Origin of the sequence: Arthrobacter alkaliphilus (assembly GCF_021483235.1) — a bacterium.
Taxonomy (GTDB): Bacteria; Actinomycetota; Actinomycetes; order Actinomycetales; family Micrococcaceae; genus Arthrobacter; species Arthrobacter alkaliphilus.
Genome location: NZ_JAKEEC010000013.1, coordinates 71,804 through 92,406, shown reverse-complemented (window position 1 = coordinate 92,406; position 20,603 = coordinate 71,804). Strand labels below are relative to the sequence as shown.

General features: G+C 63.7%; 20 protein-coding genes and 1 pseudogene. 11 read left to right on the top strand and 10 right to left on the bottom strand.

What is annotated here, in order from left to right:
* Positions 1 to 9: 9 nt before the first annotated feature.
* A pseudogene (locus L0B83_RS19990) lies at positions 10 to 551 on the top strand (DUF3054 domain-containing protein).
* Between the two features lie 59 nt (positions 552 to 610).
* A complete protein-coding gene (locus L0B83_RS11055) occupies positions 611 to 892 on the top strand; it encodes an Lrp/AsnC family transcriptional regulator (protein WP_234758462.1) in 282 nt (93 codons plus the stop codon).
* A gap of 24 nt (positions 893 to 916) precedes the next feature.
* On the opposite strand, the gene trpD is transcribed toward L0B83_RS11055, so the two are convergent.
* Complete coding sequence (gene trpD / locus L0B83_RS11050) at positions 917 to 1,975, bottom strand: anthranilate phosphoribosyltransferase (RefSeq protein ID WP_234758461.1); 1,059 nt, start codon at positions 1,973 to 1,975, stop codon at positions 917 to 919.
* Between the two features lie 148 nt (positions 1,976 to 2,123).
* Here trpD and ctaE point away from each other — a divergent pair, with 148 nt between their 5' ends.
* The 4 genes from ctaE (at position 2,124) to qcrB (ending at position 6,460) form a co-directional block, all read left to right on the top strand.
* Positions 2,124 to 2,762, top strand: coding sequence for an aa3-type cytochrome oxidase subunit III (gene ctaE / locus L0B83_RS11045; protein WP_234758460.1), 639 nt, complete (start codon positions 2,124 to 2,126; stop codon positions 2,760 to 2,762).
* A gap of 88 nt (positions 2,763 to 2,850) precedes the next feature.
* Positions 2,851 to 3,639 carry a cytochrome bc1 complex diheme cytochrome c subunit gene (qcrC, locus tag L0B83_RS11040; RefSeq protein ID WP_234758459.1) on the top strand — a complete coding sequence of 263 codons (789 nt, stop codon included), beginning with the start codon at positions 2,851 to 2,853 and terminating at the stop codon, positions 3,637 to 3,639.
* 99 nt (positions 3,640 to 3,738) lie between these two features.
* Positions 3,739 to 4,809 (top strand): cytochrome bc1 complex Rieske iron-sulfur subunit, encoded by a 1,071-nt coding sequence (qcrA, locus tag L0B83_RS11035; protein WP_234758458.1) that lies wholly within the window; start codon positions 3,739 to 3,741, stop codon positions 4,807 to 4,809.
* Complete coding sequence (gene qcrB / locus L0B83_RS11030; RefSeq protein ID WP_234758457.1) at positions 4,787 to 6,460, top strand: cytochrome bc1 complex cytochrome b subunit; 1,674 nt, start codon at positions 4,787 to 4,789, stop codon at positions 6,458 to 6,460. Before qcrA ends, qcrB begins: the two co-directional genes overlap by 23 nt.
* A 132-nt stretch (positions 6,461 to 6,592) precedes the next feature.
* On the opposite strand, the gene L0B83_RS11025 is transcribed toward qcrB, so the two are convergent.
* Positions 6,593 to 7,384: a GntR family transcriptional regulator gene (locus L0B83_RS11025; RefSeq protein WP_234758456.1), complete on the bottom strand. Its 792-nt coding sequence runs from the start codon at positions 7,382 to 7,384 to the stop codon at positions 6,593 to 6,595.
* 163 nt (positions 7,385 to 7,547) lie between these two features.
* Between L0B83_RS11025 and L0B83_RS11020 the strand changes: the two genes are divergently transcribed.
* Positions 7,548 to 7,841, top strand: coding sequence for an HPr family phosphocarrier protein (locus tag L0B83_RS11020; protein WP_234758455.1), 294 nt, complete (start codon positions 7,548 to 7,550; stop codon positions 7,839 to 7,841).
* 112 nt (positions 7,842 to 7,953) lie between these two features.
* Here L0B83_RS11020 and L0B83_RS11015 read toward each other — a convergent pair whose 3' ends face one another.
* The 5 genes from L0B83_RS11015 to L0B83_RS10995 form a co-directional block, all read right to left on the bottom strand.
* Positions 7,954 to 8,355 (bottom strand): cytochrome c oxidase subunit 4, encoded by a 402-nt coding sequence (locus tag L0B83_RS11015; protein ID WP_234758454.1) that lies wholly within the window; start codon positions 8,353 to 8,355, stop codon positions 7,954 to 7,956.
* Positions 8,352 to 10,067, bottom strand: a complete 1,716-nt coding sequence (ctaD, locus tag L0B83_RS11010; RefSeq protein ID WP_234758453.1) for an aa3-type cytochrome oxidase subunit I — start codon at positions 10,065 to 10,067, stop codon at positions 8,352 to 8,354. Before ctaD ends, L0B83_RS11015 begins: the two co-directional genes overlap by 4 nt.
* Before the next feature lie 10 nt (positions 10,068 to 10,077).
* Complete coding sequence (gene ctaC / locus L0B83_RS11005) at positions 10,078 to 10,950, bottom strand: aa3-type cytochrome oxidase subunit II (protein WP_234758452.1); 873 nt, start codon at positions 10,948 to 10,950, stop codon at positions 10,078 to 10,080.
* Positions 10,951 to 11,132: 182 nt separating this feature from the next.
* Positions 11,133 to 11,519 carry a HesB/IscA family protein gene (locus L0B83_RS11000; RefSeq protein WP_234758451.1) on the bottom strand — a complete coding sequence of 129 codons (387 nt, stop codon included), beginning with the start codon at positions 11,517 to 11,519 and terminating at the stop codon, positions 11,133 to 11,135.
* A 169-nt stretch (positions 11,520 to 11,688) separates the two neighbouring features.
* A complete protein-coding gene (locus L0B83_RS10995) occupies positions 11,689 to 13,116 on the bottom strand; it encodes a dipeptidase (RefSeq protein ID WP_234758450.1) in 1,428 nt (475 codons plus the stop codon).
* A gap of 121 nt (positions 13,117 to 13,237) precedes the next feature.
* Between L0B83_RS10995 and L0B83_RS10990 the strand changes: the two genes are divergently transcribed.
* Positions 13,238 to 13,831, top strand: a complete 594-nt coding sequence (locus L0B83_RS10990) for a DUF3043 domain-containing protein (RefSeq protein WP_234758449.1) — start codon at positions 13,238 to 13,240, stop codon at positions 13,829 to 13,831.
* Between the two features lie 108 nt (positions 13,832 to 13,939).
* On the opposite strand, the gene L0B83_RS10985 is transcribed toward L0B83_RS10990, so the two are convergent.
* Positions 13,940 to 15,022: a quinone-dependent dihydroorotate dehydrogenase gene (locus tag L0B83_RS10985; protein ID WP_234758448.1), complete on the bottom strand. Its 1,083-nt coding sequence runs from the start codon at positions 15,020 to 15,022 to the stop codon at positions 13,940 to 13,942.
* Positions 15,023 to 15,090: 68 nt separating this feature from the next.
* On the opposite strand from L0B83_RS10985, the gene L0B83_RS10980 reads away from it, so the two are divergent.
* The 3 genes from L0B83_RS10980 to L0B83_RS10970 are packed head-to-tail and all read left to right on the top strand — an operon-like array spanning position 15,091 to position 18,904.
* The gene (locus L0B83_RS10980) at positions 15,091 to 16,773 is read left to right on the top strand and encodes an FAD-binding dehydrogenase (RefSeq protein ID WP_234758447.1); all 1,683 of its coding nucleotides are present in this window, start codon (positions 15,091 to 15,093) and stop codon (positions 16,771 to 16,773) included.
* Between the two features lie 9 nt (positions 16,774 to 16,782).
* Positions 16,783 to 17,841, top strand: a complete 1,059-nt coding sequence (locus L0B83_RS10975) for an alpha/beta hydrolase (protein WP_234758446.1) — start codon at positions 16,783 to 16,785, stop codon at positions 17,839 to 17,841.
* A complete protein-coding gene (locus L0B83_RS10970) occupies positions 17,831 to 18,904 on the top strand; it encodes an alpha/beta hydrolase (RefSeq protein WP_234758445.1) in 1,074 nt (357 codons plus the stop codon). The genes L0B83_RS10975 and L0B83_RS10970 overlap by 11 nt, the downstream gene beginning before the upstream one ends.
* A gap of 40 nt (positions 18,905 to 18,944) precedes the next feature.
* Here the strand turns inward: L0B83_RS10970 and L0B83_RS10965 are convergent, their stop codons facing one another.
* Positions 18,945 to 19,763: an isoprenyl transferase gene (locus L0B83_RS10965; RefSeq protein WP_234758444.1), complete on the bottom strand. Its 819-nt coding sequence runs from the start codon at positions 19,761 to 19,763 to the stop codon at positions 18,945 to 18,947.
* Between the two features lie 2 nt (positions 19,764 to 19,765).
* Complete coding sequence (gene recO, locus L0B83_RS10960) at positions 19,766 to 20,521, bottom strand: DNA repair protein RecO (RefSeq protein ID WP_234758481.1); 756 nt, start codon at positions 20,519 to 20,521, stop codon at positions 19,766 to 19,768.
* Between the last annotated feature and the right edge of the window lie 82 nt (positions 20,522 to 20,603).

The window sequence follows — 20,603 nt, the reverse complement described above, 5'->3', positions numbered from 1 at the left end:
CTTTTCGTCATGCTAACAGCGCCCGCCGGGGCCATCTACAGGCAAATTTTTGCTTGCCCGACGGCGGCCGGCGGCGTGCCGCGCTCAACGGTACGCGGCCGGGGCCGAACCTTGGGTTCGAGTTCGGAGGCGGTGCGGGATAGTGTCGTTTCCATGCCTCCTGCGAAACCCTCCCTGCCCCGCACCGCCCTTGTCGCCGGCGTGGCCGACGCCTTGCTGGTTCTTGTCTTCGCTGCAATTGGCCGCGACGCACACCAGCGCGCCGACGTGCTGACCGGGGTTTTTTCTACGGCCTGGCCGTTTCTTGCCGGTGCCGCGATCGGCTGGCTCGCCGTGCGGGCCTGGCGGGCACCTTTGCGAATCTGGCCTAGCGGCGTGGGCGTATGGATCGTACCGTGGCCGGGGGCATGCTCTTGCGTGCGGCCACCGGACAGACAGTGGTGCTCGCGTTTGTCATTGTCGCCTTGATCAGCTTGGCGATCCTCCTGCTCGGCTACCGCGCCGTGATCAGCCTCGTGGCGCGCGTCCGTCGTCGTAGCCGCCGGTCTTAAGCACCGCCATGGACTAGGCTTGCTACGTCCACTGCTGCACTTCGGAAAGGCCGCCCCCCGTGATCACCGCTTTTGTCCTGATCAAGACCGACGCTTCACGCATCCCGGAGACGGCCGAGGAAATCTCCGCGATCGAAGGGATCAGCGAGGTCTACTCCGTGACTGGGGAATGGGACCTGATCGCTGTGGCACGCGTGGCAAAGCACGAGGAGTTGGCGGACGTCATCGCCGACAAACTCTCCAAGGTGCCCGCGGTGGTTCACACCACCACGCATATCGCCTTCCGGGCGTACTCGCAGCATGACCTGGACGCCGCGTTTTCTCTCGGCTTCGAACAGTGAGGGACTGAATCCCTGGGGCGTTGCCTATCGCCGGGTAAGTCCGACCCACGTGTCGAGGACCCGGATGGCCGCTCCGGAATCAATGGATTCCGCCGCCCGCCGCCAGGCCGACTTCATCCTGTCAAGGAACGGTCCATCGGCTGCGGTGTCGAAGGCGACCAGGCCTGCGGCGGCATTGAGCAGCACGGCGTCCCGGACCGGGCCCGGCTTCCCGTCAAGCACTTCACGCACGACGGCGGCATTCGCCTCGGCGTTGCCGCCTCGAAGATCGGCGACGGTTGCCGCGGGTATGCCCAGATCCGCCGGCGAGAACCGTTGCTCGGCGACGTGACCGTTCCTGATTTCCCAGACCGTGGATGGTCCCGTGGTGGTGAGTTCATCGAGGCCGTCTTCCCCGCGGAACACCAATCCGCGGCTTCCGCGCCGCGCCAGGACCCCGGCGATCAGCGGGGCCATTGGGGCGTTGGCAACACCCACGGCCGACGCCTGGACGTGGGCCGGGTTGGTCATCGGCCCCAGGAAGTTGAACGCCGTCGGAATACCGAGCTCCGCCCGCACCGCGCCGGTGTGGCGGAATGACGGGTGGAACACTTGGGCGAAACAGAAGGTGATCCCCGCCTCCTCGGCGTTCCGGGCCACGCGCTCGATCGGCAAGTCGAGCCTCACGCCCAGCGCCTCCAGGACGTCGGCGGATCCCGACGACGACGAGGCCGCCCGGTTCCCGTGCTTGACCACGCGTGCTCCGGCACCGGCGGCCACGAGCGCAGCCATCGTCGAAATGTTCACGGTGTTGAGGCGATCGCCGCCAGTGCCCACGATGTCAAGTTTTTCGCCCGGAATGCTCACGGGCCTGGCGTTGGAGAGCATCGCCTCGACCAGTCCGGTGACTTCATCCACCGTTTCCCCTTTGGCGCGCAGGGCAACCAGGAAACCGGCGATCTGGGCGGGGGCGGCTTCCCCGGACATGATCGTGTTCATGGCCCATGCCGTGTTCCCGACGGAGAGGTCATGCCCGTCGATCAATGCGGAGATGAGTCCGGGCCACGAGTTGCTTGCCTGCTCTGCAGATGCCTGTGAAGTCACCACTTGATGCTAGCGATCCACCCTGCTCCGTGACCAATGCTAAGGACGCCGGGAACTTTTCCGCGCGAATTCGCGTGTTTGTAGAAAAAGTCTCCCGAAATGGCGGTTTGCATTGGGAAGTCCAGACTTTTACAGACATAATGTCCTTGTGACATCTGCGACCCATGCCCCCAGTACCCCGGCGCACCCGACGCTGAATCGCCCCAATTTGGTTTCCGTTGGAACCGTTGTGTGGCTGTCCAGTGAGTTGATGTTCTTCGCCGGTCTCTTCGCCATGTACTTCACGCTGCGCTCCACGTCGGGCGCCTTGTGGGCGGAAGAAACCGGCAAGCTCAACTTCCCGTTTGCGCTTGTAAACACGATCGTCCTCGTGTCGAGTTCCTTCACCTGCCAGATGGGCGTCTTCGCCGCTGAGCGGCTTGAACCGCGCCGTCGAGGCGGTGTGCTGCAGTTCACCCGCTGGGGCATGAACGAATGGTTCCTCCTGACGTTCATCATGGGCTCCTTCTTCGTTGCCGGGCAGACCACCGAATACGCAATGCTTGTCTCCGAGCACGTAACGCTCTCGGCCAACGCCTACGGTTCCGCGTTCTACATGACAACCGGCTTCCACGGCCTCCACGTCATCGGCGGCCTCATTGCCTTCCTGTTCATCATTGGCCGTGCCTACGCCGCCAAGAAGTTCGGACACTTTGAAGCGACCTCGGCAATTGTCACCTCGTACTACTGGCACTTCGTGGATGTTGTGTGGATCGGCCTCTTCCTGGTCATCTACGTACTGAAGTAGCCCGGTACCCTCTCTTGTTGCACAAGAGGCTGAATTTTAAAGAAGCGGCTCGCGGAGCCGACGCAGGATCGAATAAAGGAACCACCACGTGAAGGCACTTTCGCAGAAGCGACGTCATCCACTGGCAGCCATTGCGCTGCTGCTGATGGGACTCCTCGTCACTGGTGGGCTCTACGCCGTTGCCACAACGGTCAACCAGGCGAAGGCAGACACCACTACCTTCAGCTCAAGCGACGCCCAGGAGGGCGGCAAGCTGTTCGCCGCCAACTGCGCCACCTGCCACGGCATGGGCGCCAGCGGAACCAAGGACGGCCCCTCGCTGGTCGGCGTGGGTGCCGCAGCGGTTGACTTCCAGGTTGGCACCGGCCGTATGCCCATGCAGATGAACGGACCCCAGGCCCAGGAAAAGCCGCAGCAGTTCAACGAGCAGCAGACCCGGCAGCTGGCGGCCTACGTCGCTTCGCTCGGCGCCGGCCCGTCCATTCCCGACGCATCGCTCCTCGACGAAAAGGGAGACGCCGCCAAGGGTGGCGAACTCTTCCGCGTGAACTGTGCGATGTGCCACAACGCTGCGGCCGCGGGCGGTGCTTTGACGCGTGGAAAGTTCGCTCCGGCCCTGGCCGGCGTCTCCGGTCAGCACATCTATGAAGCCATGGCCACTGGTCCGCAGAACATGCCCGTCTTCAACGACGCCAACATCTCCCCCGAAGGCAAGCGCGACATCATCACGTTCCTGAAGAAGATCGAAACCAATGGTTCGCCTGGCGGAAACGACCTCGGCGGCCTGGGTCCGGTATCCGAAGGTCTCTTCGTCTGGGTCGCGGGCCTCGGCGTCATCATCGCCTTCACCATCTGGCTGACGTCGCGCACGTCCTAGGCCAGCGCACCACGAAAAACTTCTGCTGTCCCCACAGCAGTTTGAATTGAACATCAACCCGGTCACCACCGGGACAACGAGAGAAGGATGAGGCGAATTATGGGCAACCATAGTGACGGCAGTCCGAACCACTCGGGCACCGTAGCTACGGCTGGTCAGAATGTTGTGGAGAAGTTCCAGGATCCTGGGCTTCCTCCGCACCGTTTGCGCCCGGCTGACACGGACCCGAGAGCCGCTAAACGAGCCGAACGACAGGTGGCCATACTGTTTGGCATCTCCGTCATCGGCACGGTGATCTTCCTGGTGTCGTACTTTGCCATCGATCTTGGGCAAGACTCGACGATCGCAACGATCCGCACCCAAAACCTGTTGCTTGGCCTTGGCACCGCATTTGCGATGCTCGGCATCGGCACCGGCGTCGTTCACTGGGCCAAGGCCCTCATGCCGGACCACGAGGTCTCGGAAGAGCGCCACGCCATCCGCACAGAGGAAGACCGGCAGGCAGCCGTGCGAATCGTCGAGGACATCGTCGAGGAAACCGGCATCAAGCGTCGCCCGCTGATCCGCAACACCCTGCTTGGTGCTGTGGCCCTGGCTCCCCTGCCGGCTTTGGCCGTGTTCGGCGACCTTGGTCCCCGGCCCGACGACAAGCTCGCGCACACCATGTGGGCGCCCCAGGACGGCAAGCTCAAGCGCCTCACCCGCGACCCCGACGGAACTCCGATCAAGGCATCGGACGTCACTATCGGTTCCGCATTCCACGTCATCCCGGAAGGCCTCAACGAGCTCAAGGAAGGCAAGCTCAACGCGAAGGCCAAGGCCGTTGTTTTGCTGATGCGCCTCAACCCTGACGACTTGACGATCTCCAAGGGACGCGAAACCTGGAGCTACAACGGAATCGTTGCCTACTCCAAGATCTGCACCCACGTTGGTTGCCCCGTTGCCCTTTACGAGCAGCAGACGCACCACCTGCTGTGCCCGTGCCACCAGTCGACCTTCGACCTCACCAAGGAATGCAAGGTTATCTTCGGCCCCGCCAGCCGTCCGCTCCCCCAGCTGCCCATCTCGGTGGATGCTGAGGGCTACCTCGTAGCCACGAGCGATTTCAAAGAACCTGTAGGACCGAGTTACTGGGAGCGTGACGAGCATGAGCGCCTCATCAACAGCTGAAGTCCCCTTCGTACCCAAAACCAAGGTTGGCCGGATCACGAACTTCGTTGACGAGCGCGTCGGCGGATCCGGAATCCTGCGTGACTTCGGCCGGAAGGTCTTCCCCGACCACTGGTCCTTCATGTTCGGTGAGGTGGCGCTGTATTCCTTCGTCATCCTCCTGATGTCGGGCACCTTCCTGACGTTCTTCTTCGACCCGTCCATGGCGGAGACGCACTACACGGGTTCCTACACCCCGCTGTCCAACGTCGAAATGTCCGTCGCGTACAACTCGTCGCTGAACATTTCCTTCGACATCCGCGGTGGCTTGTTCTTCCGGCAGGTACACCACTGGTCAGCTCTGCTGTTCGTGGCATCGCTCGGTGTGCACATGCTCCGCGTCTTCTTCACGGGAGCTTTCCGCAAGCCGCGTGAGATGAACTGGGTGGTGGGCGGCGTCCTGCTCATCCTGGCGATGGCTGAAGGCTTCACGGGATACTCGCTTCCGGATGACCTGCTCTCGGGCAACGGCCTCCGGATCATCGACGGCGTCATCAAGTCCATCCCGGTCATCGGAACGTACATCTCGTTCTTCCTCTTCGGGGGTGAGTTCCCCGGAACCGCCATCATTGGACGCCTGTACGTGCTGCACATCCTGCTCGTCCCGGCCATGATCCTGCTGATGATTGTCATCCACCTCTTCATGGTGGTTGTGCACAAGCACACGCAGTACCCCGGTCCGGGCCGCAACGACGGCAACGTCGTTGGTTACCCCCTCGGACCGGTCTACGCTGCAAAGGCCGGTGGCTTCTTCTTCATCGTGTTCGGTGTCGTCGCGCTCATGGCCGCGATGTTCACCATCAACCCGATCTGGAACTACGGGCCGTACGACCCCTCCCCCGTGTCGGCAGGCACCCAGCCTGACTGGTACATCGGCTTCGTCGATGGCGCCCTTCGACTCATGCCCGGTGTGGTCAACGACTTCCACTTCGAGTACATCATCTTCGGCCACGTGCTGACCCTGAACGTACTGTTGCCCGCTTTGGTACCGGCAGGCATCATTTTCACGGTGCTATTCACGTACCCGTGGATTGAACGGTGGATCACGAAGGACGACCGTGAGCACCACGTTCTTGACCGTCCGCGTAACGCACCTACGCGTACCGCCATTGGTGTCGCAGGATTTACCTGGTACTGCGTCATGTGGGCCGCTGCCGGCTCCGACCTCATCGCAACGCACTTCCACGTTGCCCTGAACGACGTTACGTACTGGCTGCGCACGCTGTTCTTCCTCGGCCCGATCATTGCGTTCATGGTGACGAAGCGTGTGGCGCTCGCACTGCAGCGCAAGGACCGCGAAATTGCCCTGCACGGCCGTGAAACGGGCCGCATCGTACGCCTGCCGCATGGTGAGTTCATCGAGGTACACGCACCGCTCGACGATTACAAGCACTACAAGCTTGTGGGCTTCGAATCGCCTTCGCCGTTGCCGGCCCAGCCGAATGAGCACGGGGTGGTCACGCGGAAGGAGAAGCGCCGTGCGGCATTGTCCAGGTGGTTCTTCGAAGACCGCGTTGCTCCGGCAACACCGGCGGAGCTTGAAGCCGCTCACGGACATGGCCACCATGAGGCCATTGAGTCCGTCGAGGAGCAGAAGAGCCTCAGCCACTAGCTCCCGCAGATAGTGCGAAGAAGGCCTCGTCCATGTGGACGGGGCCTTCTTCTGTAATGCGAGCAATCGTGCACTGTGCGCCCTGCCAGCGACTCCCCTGGTCTTTTACGCCGCGCCCGCCGTTGCTCTCCCCTAGTGCGTGCGGTACCCGGTGGATTGGCTTCGAGTGGACCGGACGCCCGGACGCTGCAACGGGACCCACAACTTGTAGCGGTCGGCACGGTAGTAGGACACAGAGTAGTCCACCATGGCACGCGCAACGAAGGCGTGGCGCTGGATCTTGAGCAACGGAGTACCTACATCCACGTTCAATAGCCGCGCCGTTGAGGGCGAAGCTGCAGTCGCTTCGATCATGTCCTCGCCCCACTCCATCACCAAGCCGTACTTCTCGCTCAGCACGTTGTAAAGGGAGGTTGGGGGTGCATCGTCCAAGAGGCCTGGCACGCGATGGGCCGGGATGAAGTTCTCATCCACGCTCATAGGCTCATTGTCCGCGAGGAGGAGACGCCGGAAGCGGACCAGTGGTGTCCCTTCATCGAGCTGGAGTTCCCTTGCAAGGAAAGCGCTGGCCGCGATTTGCTCAAAGCTCAGGACCTTTGCTGCCGGCACCATGCCACGGCGTTGCATTTCCTCGCTGTAGGACGTGAGCTTCACCTGGAGGTCCAGCTTTGGCTTGCGGACGAACGTTCCCAAGCCAACCACGCGTTCAATGACTTCCTCGCCGACAAGGGCATCGATCGCCTGCCGGACCGTCATCCTGGCAAGCCCGAATCGTTCGGAAAGGTCCCGCTCCGACGGCAACGCCGCACCGGGCTTGCAGCCCTCCGAGATATAGGTGCGCAGAATCTCGCGCAATTGAACGTAGATGGGAGTGCCGCTCTTGCGGTCGATCTCCCCCGCGATGCGGGATGCCTCAGCGGGCACGGCGGTCTCCGGCCACGAAAAGTGTCATGGAATAAGCGTAGGTCAATCCACCCGCAGGTCTAGACCAGCCCGGCATCGAGAGCAACGGCGCCGTGCCGCAGCGTAAACTTGTAGGGATCAAAATTGCAGTCGGCATCTGGCCGTACGAGTCAAAGGAGCCGGTTTGCCCGAGCACAAAGCCATCGTCGCTGCAGAGATCGGCCTCCATGCACGGGCCGCTGCCGTGTTCGTGCGGGCTGTCACTGCCACAGGCCTTCCGGTGACGATACGCAAGCCCGGCGAGCAAGCGGTGGACGCGCGGTCTTTGCTAGAGGTCATGACGGAGGATTTCGGCCATGGGTGCGAGGTGGTTCTCTCCGTCTCCGCAGAGGCGCTTCAAGCCGGCCGGACGCTTGATGAGGTCAATGATGCGTTGGCTGCTCTTTCGGCCGTCCTGGAGGCCGCAGAGGGCCAGTGAGCGGGCCTGCGGCGCTTAGGCGCCACAGCAACGGCGCCCACAGAGGCACAGAGGATACGACGACGGCGGGCCCCACCAAGTGGTAGGGCCCGCCGTCGTTGTATCCGAGCTTCTAGTGCGCGTGGTCTCCACGGCTGTATTCGAAAACCCACCCGACCAAGGCCACGAGGGCCAGGCCAGCGGCGACAAACGTAATCCAGAAACCTACGGCCAAGCCAAGGAAGCCGCCGGCGCAAGCCAGCCCGAGGACCAGAGGCCACCAGCTCCAGGGGCTGAAGTGCCCCTGCTCGCCGGCGCCCTCGTGGATCTCAGCATCCGGACGGTCTTCCGGGCGCATTCCGACCCGCTTGCCGGTGAAGCCGAGGTAGCCGCCGATCATCCCAGCCAGGCCACCGACGAGGAGGATGCCCAGGGTGCCGACCCATTCCGACCAGTGGTTAAGCCAGCCGTAGATCAGCGCGACGGGGACGAAGAAGAAGGTCCCGGCTCCAAAAATCCATGATTCGATTTTCACTTGGCGTCCTTCTGGTCAGCGTTGCCGAGCACGTGTCCTGCCGGATTGGGGCGGGCGGTGTAGTGCTGGGCGAGTTCCGGGTGGTGCAGGTCCAAGGCAGGACGTTCGGAACGGATACGGGGCAATGAGGTGAAGTTGTGACGCGGCGGCGGGCAGGACGTGGCCCACTCGAGCGAAGCGCCGAAGCCCCAAGGATCGTCCACTTCCACCGTCTTGTTGCTCCGCCACGTGATGTAGACGTTCCAGAAGAAGGGCAGGAGCGAGGCGCCGAGCACGAAGGACGAAATGGTGGAGAACTGGTTCATCCAGGTGAAGCCGTCCTGCGGCATGTAGTCCGCGTAGCGGCGGGGCATGCCCTCGACGCCGAGCCAGTGCTGGATCAGGAACGTGCCGTGGAAGCCCAGGAACAGGAGCCAGAAGTGGATCTTGCCGAGGCGCTCGTTGAGCATCTTGCCGGTCCACTTGGGCCACCAGAAATAGAAGCCTGCGAACATGGCGAACACGACGGTTCCGAACACGACGTAGTGGAAGTGCGCTACGACGAAGTAAGAGTCCGAGACGTGGAAGTCAAGCGGCGGGGAGGCCAGGATGATGCCGGTCAGGCCGCCGAAGAGGAAGGTCACCAGGAAGCCGATGCTCCAGAGCATGGGCGTCTCGAAGGTGATCGAGCCCTGCCACAGGGTTCCGATCCAGTTGAAGAACTTCACGCCGGTGGGAACTGCGATCAGCATCGTCATGAAGGCGAAGAACGGCAGCAGCACCGATCCCGTGACGTACATGTGGTGCGCCCAAACGGTCACCGACAGCGCTGCGATGGCGATGGTCGCGTAGACCAGGCCCTTGTAGCCGAAGATCGGTTTGCGGCTGAATACCGGGAAGATTTCGGACACGATGCCGAAGAACGGCAGCGCAATGATGTAGACCTCGGGGTGGCCGAAGAACCAGAACAGGTGCTGCCACAGGAGAGCTCCGCCATTTTCCGGGTCGAAGATGTGCGCGCCGAAGCGGCGGTCGGCACCGAGCGCGAAGAGCGCGGCTGCGAGCGGCGGGAAGGCCATGAGAACCAGGATTGCCGTGACCAGGGTGTTCCAGGTGAAGATCGGCATGCGCCACATCGTCATGCCCGGAGCGCGCATGCAGATGATGGTGGTAATGAAGTTCACGGCGCCCAGAATGGTTCCGAAACCGGACAACGCCAGTCCGAAGACCCAGAGGTCGCCGCCGACGCCGGGCGTGAAGGTCGTGTCCGACAAAGGCGCGTAGGCGAACCAGCCGAAGGAGGCAGCACCCTGCGGGGTGATGAAGCCGGATACCGCGATGGTGGAGCCGAAGAGGAAGAACCAGAAAGCCAGCGCGTTCAAGCGCGGGAAGGCGACATCGGGGGCGCCGATCTGGAGCGGCATGATGACGTTCGCGAAGCCTGCGAAGAGCGGCGTCGCGAACATCAGCAGCATCACGGTGCCGTGCATCGTGAAGAGCTGGTTGTACTGTTCCTTGGTCTGCAGGATCTGCATGCCGGGTTCGAAGAGTTCGGCACGGATCAGCAGCGCCATGACGCCGCCAAGGCAGAAGAACACGAAGGACGCGATCAGGTACATGTACCCGATGGTCTTGTGGTCGGTGGAGGTGATCCAGTTGACGACGATGCGTCCCTTGGACTTCGGTACTACCGGAGCGTCAAGGACCCCGGCTGATTGTGTGTAAGTAGCCACGTCGCGTCCCTTAGTTCTTTGCGTTCTTGTTCGGGTTGCGGTCGTACTTCGAATCGAGAAGACCGGTGTTGCCGCTCTGGCGAAGCTGGTCCATGTGAGCCTGGAATTCAGCCTCGGAAACAACCTTCACGCGGAACAGCATCTCTGAGTGGTATTCACCGCAAAGTTCGGCGCATTTGCCGTCATAGGTGCCCTCCTTGGTGGGGGTCAACCTTATGTAGTTGGTCTTGCCGGGGATCATGTCGCGCTTCTGAAGGAAGGCGGGTACCCAGAAAGAGTGGATGACGTCGCGCGAGTTCAATTCCAGGTCAACGGACTTGTTGACCGGCAGGTACAAGGTGGGGAGCTTGTCCTTGTCCACGCTGTTGCCCGTGAGGTGCGCCTGGACGCCGGCCTCGTGAACGTCTTCGGTGATGACCGAGCCCTTCACGTAGTTGAAGTCCCATGCCCACTGCTTGCCGCGTACGTCAATGGTGACGTCGGCAGCCTGCGAGCGGTCATCAATGGCCCGCTGGTCCTGATCGGTGAAGTAGAAGAACACCAGCACCATGAACAGCGGAATGGTCAAATAAAAGACCTCCAAGGGGAGGTTGTAGCTGAGCTGCTTCGGGAAGCCGACGGTGCCCTTGCGCCGACGGTAGGCGATGATGCACCAGACCAGAAGGCCCCAAGTAATAATGCCGACGGCGAGGGCGGCGATCCATGAGTTGACCCAGAGGTCCATGATCCGATCGGTGTTGCTGGTGGTGCCACGTTCCGTGGGCAACCAGCCTTTTCCTACCTCTGGTGAACATCCGGTCAAAACCAACGCGCCGGCTAGTGCCAAGCCAGTGATCGAGGTGATCTTTATGCGTCGGCTGCCGGTTCGGTTCTGCGAACTCACAGACGGCCCTTCCTCTTGTTGCTGCAGCCCGGCCGGCCGGAAGCCCACCGGGCACACTAAAGTTTTACTACCCGATGTAGAGCTTACCGCTACGGAGCGGTTTTCGCCGACATGCTGGCCCAGTGCGTCGAACCGGGTTCAACCTGTTCCTGAACTGGGCCAACAGCCTGCGAATGCCCGGGTTAGTGGAACGAATCGCCGCAGGCGCAAGACCCGCCGGCGTTGGGGTTGTCGATGGTGAAGCCCTGCTTCGAGATCGTGTCCTCGAAATCGATGCTTGCACCGCTCAAGTAAGGCACACTCATCTTGTCGACAACCACTTCGACGCCGTCATAATCGCGCACGGCGTCGCCGTCGAGAAGGCGCTCGTCGAAGTAAAGCTGGTAGATCAGGCCCGAGCAGCCGCCCGGCTGGACAGCGACGCGGAGCCGCAGGTCCGTGCGGCCTTCTTGTTCGAGAAGGCTGCGGACTTTACCTGCGGCGACGTCGGTCAGCATGACCTCGTGCTCAGGAAGCTCGCCGCCCGCGAGCTGCGCTCCGGTGCTGTTTTCGTTCGTTGCAGTGCTCATTGGCCTACCTTCTTATGAAGCTCTTGGCGGCTGCGCCTTCGCGCTGCCGGCCCTTACCCAAATACGTGCGGGTTATAGCTACATGCTACGTCCAGCCGGCGCATAGCTATAACTTCTAACGTAACCGCCCGGACCCTTGCGTTGTTCCCCGCCGACGCAGGCGGGCGGATCAGAGGCCTTCGGCGTTCAAGCGGGCCAGCATCAGCGCCTCGGCGAGAACCGCGTTCCGGAAATCGCCGATGTGAAGGGATTCGTTGGCGCTGTGGGCACGTGAATCCGGGTCCTCGACACCAGTGACCAGGATCTGGACGTCGGGGTACGTCTCGGTCAGGTCCGCGATGAACGGTATGGAACCGCCGATGCCCATTTCGACGGCGGGCACGCCCCACGCTTCACCGAGTGCCCACATGGCGATCCGGGCTGCCGCCGACGTTGTGTCCGTGGCGAACGCGTTGCCCCGCTCCCCCGGCACGAACGTCACCTTCGCACCGAAGGGTGCGTTCGCTTCCACATGCCTTCTGACAGCATCCATGGCGGCGTCGGGATCCTGCCCAGGGGCCAGTCGCAGGCTGAACTTTGCCCGCGCGGCAGGGAGCAGCGTGTTGGATGCGACGTCGACGGCGGGCGCGTCGATTCCGATGATGGACAACGCGGGCTTGGTCCAAAGCCGCGAGGCGATGCTGCCGCTGCCGGCGAGCCGCACGCCGTCGAGCACGGAGGCGTCGGCGCGGTACTGTTCCTCGTCCACGTCTTCGACTACGTCGTCCTTGGCTGCCAGGCCCTCGATCGCAACGTCGCCGTCGTCGTCGTGCAGGGTCGCAATGAGCCGGGACAGAAGGGTCGGGGCATCCAGAACGGGGCCGCCGAACATGCCCGAGTGAACGGCATGATCCAGGACCCGCACCTCGAAGGTGCCGTCGACGAGTCCGCGGAGACTGGTTGTCAACGCAGGAACGCCGACTTTCCAGTTGCTTGAATCCGCCACGACGATGACATCCGCTTCGAGGAGCTCGCGGTGGGTTTCGAGGAAAGTCCGGAACGTCGGCGAGCCCGCTTCTTCTTCACCTTCGAAGAACAAGGTGACCCCAAGGCCAAAGTCGTCTCCCAGTACCTGGGTCACCGCTGCGTAGGAGGCAAGGTGGGCCATGATTCCCGCTTTGTCGTCCGCCGCGCCACGGCCATAGAGGCGGCCATCCCGTTCCTCGGCGACGAAAGGCGCGGTATCCCACAGCGTCACGTCGCCGGGCGGTTGCACATCGTGATGCGCGTAGAGCAGGATGGTTGGCTTCCCAGGCGCCGGAAGGCGGCGCGCAACAATGGCAGGCCCCCCGGGGTTCCCGTCGGCCTTGTCGCACCGCAGGATCTGAACGTCCTGGAAGCCGGACTCACCGACCAGCGCCGCGACAGCCTCGGCACTCCGCTCCAGTTCCGCCGCGTCGAAGCTGGGCCACGCAATCCCCGGAATCGCGACCAAGGTCTTCAAATTGGCCAGCGTCTCGCTGAAGGAAGCATCGATCGAGGACTTGAGCGCATCAACATTGATTGTGCTGGAGCCGCCGGAATGGGTCTGCGGGGTCTCCGCATTCATTGAAGTCATGGCGAAAAGACTACCTCCGTGAGTGGTGCCGGGGAACCGGAGCGGGCGGCGTGGCGGGCCCGCCCCGGCGGTGCCGCGTCACTGGGAGTTTGGCGGGGTTTGTGCGGGGTATTCTGTAGTGGTGTTTGGACGTAAAAAGGATGAGCCGAGCGCTCAAGAACAAGTAGACCAGCTTGCCGCCGAAGCCGCCGTGAAGGGCGTCGGCAAGGGCGCTCCCACGCCCAAGCGCAAGGAACAGGAAGCAGCCCGCAAACGGCCGCTCGTCCCTACGGACCGGAAGGCCTCGAAGGAAGCGGAGCGGATCGCGGTGCAGGACCAGCGCCAGAAGATGCGGCAGGCCCTGGACACCGGGGATGAAAAATACCTGCCCCTGCGGGACAAGGGACCCCAGAAGCGTTTTGCGCGCGACTTTGTCGATGCACGTTTCAGCTTGGGCGAATACCTGATGTTCGGCGCCCTGCTCTTCGTGGTCATCTCCTTCATCATTCCTGCAGGAAGCGACGTGCTGAGCTATGTCCTGATCGGCTTCTGGGTTATGTTCCTCGCGGTCTTCGCGGATGTGTTCATCCTTTCCCGCAAGTTGCGCAAGAGCCTCACCCTGAAGTTCGGCGACGTCGAGCGCGGCACCGTCTGGTACGGCAGCATGCGTTCCTTGCAGTTCCGCCGCCTCCGCCTGCCGAAGCCGCAGGTCCAGCGGGGCCAGTACCCCGCCTGACGGCCCGATCGCCAAGGACAAGAGTCCGACGAATCAAAATGACCCTGGAACAGAGTTCCAGGGTCATTTTCGTTGACAGTACCTCGCGGTCCGGGCGAGGGGCCATGTCTATGGGTTCACAGCTTGGCGGCGACCCTTCACGAGGGCCTTGTTGATAGCGGCGGCCCAGAAAGGACCTTCGTAAAGAAACGCGGTGTAGCCCTGCACGAGGGTTGCTCCGGCGTCGAGCCGCTCCTGGACGTCGGCCGCGGATTCCACTCCGCCGACCGAGATGAGCACCAGGCCCTCCCCCACGGCCGCCTTGAGCTGGCGCAGCACTTCCAGCGAACGCTCCTTGAGCGGTGCGCCGGAGAGGCCGCCGGGGCCGCACGCAGCTACTTTGGCCGGATCGGAAACCAGGCCCTCCCGGCCGATGGTCGTGTTTGTTGCAATGATCCCGTCGAGCTTGAGGTCCAGGGCGAGCCGGGCGACGTCGGCGATATCCTCGTCGCTCAGGTCCGGTGCGATCTTGACCAGCAGGGGTACGTGGCGGCCGGCTGACTCGTCGGCAGCATCGCCGACAGCGCGCAGGAGCGGGCGTAGCGTTTCGACGTTTTGGAGCAGGCGCAAACCCGGTGTGTTGGGTGAGCTGACATTGACCACGAGGTAATCTGCGGCGGGCGCCAGGCTCCTGGCGCTGACCAAATAGTCCTCCACCGCGTCGTCGAGCTCGACGACCTTGGTCTTGCCGATGTTGACTCCGATCACTGCACGGACCCCCGGATGCTTCCGTTGCAGTGCCGCCCGAGCGGCCTTGAGCCGCGGTGCCACGGCTGCCGCGCCGTCGTTGTTGAAGCCCATGCGGTTGATGACGGCCTTGTCCTCGATCAAGCGGAAAAGCCGCGGTTTCTCGTTGCCCGGCTGCGCCTGGCCGGTGATGGTGCCCACTTCGATATGGCCGAATCCCAGTTCAGCGAGTGCCTCGACTCCGTGGCCTTCCTTGTCGAAGCCGGCCGCAAGGCCAAACGGCGACGGGAAGGTGAGTCCGAAAGCCTCAGTGCGCAGCGAAGGGTGCGGGGCCGTCATTTTGGCCAAAACGCGTCCGGCGCCGGAGCGGTGTGCGAAGCGGATTGCCTGGAAACCGATCTTGTGGGCCCTTTCGGCATCCATCCAGGAGAAGGCCAACTTGAAGAATGTGGGGTAAACGCGCATGCTCCTAGTTTTCCGGTTTACGGGCAGCGCACCAAACCAGGGCGGTTACCGGACGGTAGCATGTACGAATGCCGAGCAAACCACGTGATGGAGTTCACGCCAGCGCTACCGTTGAGGCCGATGTCGTCGTCATTGGGGCGGGACTATCGGGGCTGGTTGCCGCTGCCCAGGCTTACGCCGACGGCAAGCGCGTTGCCGTCCTGGATCAGGAACCGCCCGCGTCCGTCGGCGGCCAGGCGCATTGGTCTTTCGGTGGCTTGTTCCTGGTCAACTCCCCCGAGCAGCGGAGGCTTGGTGTCAAGGACAGTGCCGAACTCGCCTTGAGCGATTGGCTGGCGTCCGCGGCGTTTGACCGGCCGGAAGACTCGTGGGCCCGGCTTTGGGCGGAGGCGTACGTGGATTTTGCGGCCGGCGAGAAGCGCCGCTGGCTGAAATCCCTCGGCGTGCGGCTCTTTCCATTGGTGCAATGGGCCGAACGCGGCGGCTACGGTCCCCAGGGGCACGGCAACACGGTCCCGCGGTTCCACGTCACGTGGGGCACCGGACCCGGCGTCGTGCAGCCGTTCCTGGCGAAAGTGAACGAAGGCGTGGCCCATGGACGGATATCCCTCCATTTCCGGCATCGGGCCACGAAAATTACGACGACGGCGGGCGGCGTCGCCGGGGTCGGCGGCGAGATTCTCGAGGCCTCAGAAGCCGGACGCGGCGAAGCGTCGCCCCGGTCAGTCGTCGGACACTTTGAGGCGGCCGCCGGAGCGATCATCGTGACGACCGGCGGTATCGGCGGGAACCACACCTTGGTCCGCAGGCAGTGGCCTGGAGGCAGTGCCCCCGGGCATATGCTGAGCGGTGTTCCGGCATCCGTCGACGGCGAGTTCCTGGCCGCCGTTGCGGCCGTCGGCGGCAGGCTCATCAATGGCGACCGCATGTGGCACTACCCGGAAGGCATCCACAACCACTCCCCCGTGTGGCCTGCGCACGGAATCCGCATACTTCCGGGTCCGTCCTCGCTGTGGATTGACGCGACAGGCCGCCAGTTGCCCGCTCCGCTGTTTCCCGGCTTCGATTCGCTGGGCGCCCTCCGCCATATCCTTGCAGGCGGACACGGCCATTCGTGGTTCGTGTGCAACCGCACCATCGCGCTGAAGGAGTTCGCGCTGTCAGGATCGGAACAGAACCCGGACCTGACTGACAAGGACATCAGGCTCCTTGCGTCCAGGCTCCACCCCGGCAGCGATTCTCCATTGCGCTTGTTCCTGGACCGGGGAGTGGACTTCCTGCAGGCCGCGACGATCCCCGAGCTCGCTGCGAAAATGAACGCGCTCACGGGTTCGGCGTTGATTGATCCCGTCCAGCTAGAGTCCCTCATCCACGATCGCGACTTGCAGGTGGCAAGCGGGCTGGGCAAGGACCCGCAGCTGGCCGCGATCCGCGCGGCGCGGCGCTTCGCCACGGACAAGGTCATGCGGGTGGCCCCTCCGCACCGGCTCACCGACCCGGCACACGGGCCGCTCCTGGCGGTCCGGCTCTCTGTCTTGACGCGCAAGAGCCTGGGTGGGCTTCAGACCGACCTCCGTTCACGCGTTCTCAATGATTCCGGTGCTCCTGTCCCGGGCTTGTATGCGGCGGGCGAGGCCGCCGGGTTCGGCGGCGGGGGAATCCATGGCTACCGGGCGTTGGAAGGGACGTTCCTGGGCGGGTGCCTGTTCTCCGGGCGTGCAGCCGGGTGTGACGCCGCGGCGAGTGTCTAAGCTGTTCCCATGGAGTGGCAGACCGATATCCTCGGTGCGGACTTCGAAAGTTGCGCATTCGAGGCCGCCGGACCCGACGGGGTTGTCCGGCGCGCGACGCTGGTGCGGCATGTGCCGCGCCAGGCCGCCGATGGTGCTGATAGTGCTGGTGCCGCCGATGGCGCTGATACTCCGGCCAAGCGATCGGTCTTGTTCCTGCACGGGTGGAGCGACTACTTCTTCAACGTCGCCCTGGCGGAGTTCTGGACGGGACAGGGCTTCCGTTTCTATGCGCTGGACATGCACAACCATGGCCGCAGCCTGCAAGCGGACAGGCCAGGCGGTTACGTTGAACACCTGGACGACTACGATGCCGAAATCAGCAAAGCCATCGAGATGATCCGCGCTTCAGAGGGGCCGTGCCCGCTGACCCTCATGGGCCATTCCACCGGAGGCCTGATCGCAGCACTGTGGGTGAGCAGCCACCCGGGTTCGGTCCAACACCTGGTCCTGAACAGCCCATGGCTTGAAATGCACGGGAGTGTTGTGGTGCGGCGTGCCGCGCAGACCATGGTGAAGCCCCTCGCGCGCTTCCGGCCCACGACCATTTTGCGCTTGCCGGAACGCGGCTTCTACTACCGCAGCATCAGCAGTTCGGCCGAAGGCGAGTGGGTCCTCGACGACAAATACCGCCCCCCGATGGCCTTCCCCGTCCGGGCCGGTTGGCTCAGTGCGGTCCTCAGCGGCCACACGAGGGTTGCCCGTGGACTGCGAATAGACATTCCGATCCTGGTCTTGATTTCCGGCGCAAGCGCCAACGGCATGGTCTGGCGGGAGTCCATGCGCCGTTCGGACGCCGTCCTGGACGTCAACACCATGGCAGTCCGCGCCATGACCCTTGGCCGGTCCGTCACCCTGGAACGTGTGGATGGCGGCCTCCACGACGTATTCCTGTCCGCCGGTCCCGTGCGGGCCGACGCCTACGCCAGGCTCGCCCGCTGGATCCATGGGTACATCACCAACGGGCAACGGACGGCACCTCCGGCCGGCCATGAGCGTGGACCAGCGGAGGAACGCCATGACCACTGACCTTGGGGTGCCGGCCTGGCAGCAGGACTTCCTTGGCGCCGGTTTCGAGGCCCTGGAACTCGAACTCCTTCCGGACACTGAAGGCCCGGTCTGCGCCACCCTCATCCGGCACGGCCGCCCTTTCGCGGCACAAATGCCGCCCCACGGACTCCTCGACGCTTTGACCGTATTTACCCGTCGCCGGCGCCGGCGCGACATTCCAGTCACCGAAGGGCCACCGAGGGTGGTCCTGTACCTTCACGGCTGGGCTGACTACTTCATGCAGACCGAATTGGCGGAGTTTCTCGGCGCCTCGGGGTTCCACTTCTATGCGCTTGACCTGCGTAAGTTCGGGCGGAGCCTGCGCCCCGGCCAGACCCCCGGCTACACCACCGACCTTTCGGTCTATGACGAAGACCTCGACGCCGCGCTCCTTGCCATCCAGCGGGATATCGCCGAGCGTACGGGTAACGCGGAAGCCCCCACGATCCACCTTCTGGCCCATTCGCTGGGCGGCCTGATCGCGGCGCTGTGGGCTGACCGGAATCCCGGCCGCATTGCCACGCTGACCTTGAATTCGCCGTGGTTGGAGCTCCAAGGCAGCAGCCTGGTCCGCAGCATGGCGATGCGCCTGGTGGAACCCTTCGCTCGCACCGACCCGAAACGTCCTTTCCGTTTCCCTGAGATGCCGGCCTACTGGGAGAGCGTGAGCAATCTGGCCCACGGCGAATGGTCCCTCGACCCGGAATGGCGGCCGCGGGCTTCCTTCCCGATCCGCGCGGGGTGGACCAAAGCCGTCCTGGCCGGGCACGCAGCCGTCGAACGCAAACTCAATATCGATGCGCCAGTGCTCGTCCTTCTCTCCGGCCGCACCCGGATCCAGGCCGAGTGGACGGCGGAGCTCATGCGCGTCGACGCCGTGATCGACGTCGAGCAGACGGCCCGCCGGGCGTTGGGCCTCGGACGCCGGACGGCCGTCTTCCGCTACCCGGGCGCCCTCCACGATATTTTCCTGTCGAGGCGTACCGTCCGGCAACAGGCCTATCGCGACGTCGCGATCTGGCTGGCTTCCTATCCGGATTGAACGGTTTGCACGGCACGTTTGGCCCTGTGCGCCGCCTTGTTCAGCGGGGAGCCGCAGCGTCCACCGCGCCCCCGTAGCGGCGGTCCCTCTTGGCGTAGATCTCGACGGCGTCCCACAAAGTCCTGCGGTCGACGTCGGGCCAGAGCGTGTCCAGGAAGACGAATTCCGCATAGGCGGATTGCCACAAGAGGAAGTTCGAGAGCCGCTGCTCGCCGGAGCTTCGCAGGAACAGGTCCACGTCCGGCAGGTCCGGTTCATCGAGGTATTTCTGGATGGTCTTCTCGGTGACCGAGCCGGGCTTGAGGCGGCCGTCAGCGACATCCTGGGCAATTGCGGCTACAGCATCGGCGATTTCGGCGCGGCCACCGTAGTTGACGCACATGGTCAAGGTGCACGTGTCGTTGCCGCGCGTGTACTCCTCGGCTTCTTCCAGTTCCTTGATGACGGAGCCCCAGAGCCTGGGCCGCCGCCCCGCCCACCGGATCCGCACGCCCCAATCGTCAAGCTGGTTCCGCTGGCGACGTAGCACGTCCTTGTTAAATCCCATGAGGAAGCGCACTTCTTCGGGGGAACGGCGCCAGTTTTCGGTGGAGAACGCGTAGACGCTGACGTACTTGATGCCCAGTTCGATCGCGCCTGCCATCACGTCCAACAGGGCCGGCTCCCCTGCTTTGTGTCCCTCGATGCGCGGGAGTCCCCGCTGGTTGGCCCATCGGCCATTGCCGTCCATGACGATGGCCACGTGCTGCGGTATCAGCTCCGCGGGGATCGCGGGCGGCCTCGCACCCGAGGGATGCGGATAAGGGTCCCTCACCGGGGTGGTCCGCGCCGTTGCCGTCTTCTTTTTTCCCAGTACCACTTTCAGCTTCGCTCCACATGTTTGAGGGACTTCAATGCTCGTTCAAGGTGCCATTGCAGGTAGCTCGCCACCAATCCGGCGGCCTCCCTGCGATGCGGGCTCTCGGATACGTCCGCCGTCGCCCAATCCCCCGTCAGCAACGCGCCCAGCAAAACGACCGTCTCGGGGGCGGGCGACGGCGAGCCGGGCGGGCGGCAGTCGTTGCAGACCATCCCGCCCAAGGGGGCGGAAAACGCCGTGTGCGGACCGCTCGCGCCACAGCGGGCGCAATCCGTGAAACTGGGCGCCCAGCCGCCGGTCGCCAAAGCGCGGAGCAGGTAGGAATCGAGGATGAGCTCCGGCGGGTGGTCGGAACGGCTCAGCGCGGCCAGCGCCCCGACAAGCAGGTTGAATTGGGCGGTTCCCGAATCGGCGTCGGCGTCGGTCAGCTTCTCCGCCGTTTCCGTCATCGCGGCCGCGACGGTGTACCTCGAGTAGTCGGCAGCGATCGAGCTCCCGTAGGCTCCCTTGGCAACCGCCTGGGTGACAATGTCCAGGGTCCGGCCGGAAACGAGTTGCAGGTCGGCCACCATGAACGGCTCCAGCCTGGCACCAAAGCGGCTACTGGTCCGCCGTACGCCCTTGGCAACGGCCCTGATTTGGCCATGGTGCTTGGTCAGCAAAGTGATGATGCGGTCCGCTTCGCCCAACTTGTGGGTGCGCAGCACTACCGCATCGTCCCGATACGACCGCGCTGCAAACGACGAAGGATTGGCCACAGTTAATCTTCGCACCCCGCCGGGCCTTCCCGGGTTCCGGCGAAGCCGTGCGGCGCCGTGTTGACGGCGCCGCACGGCAGAT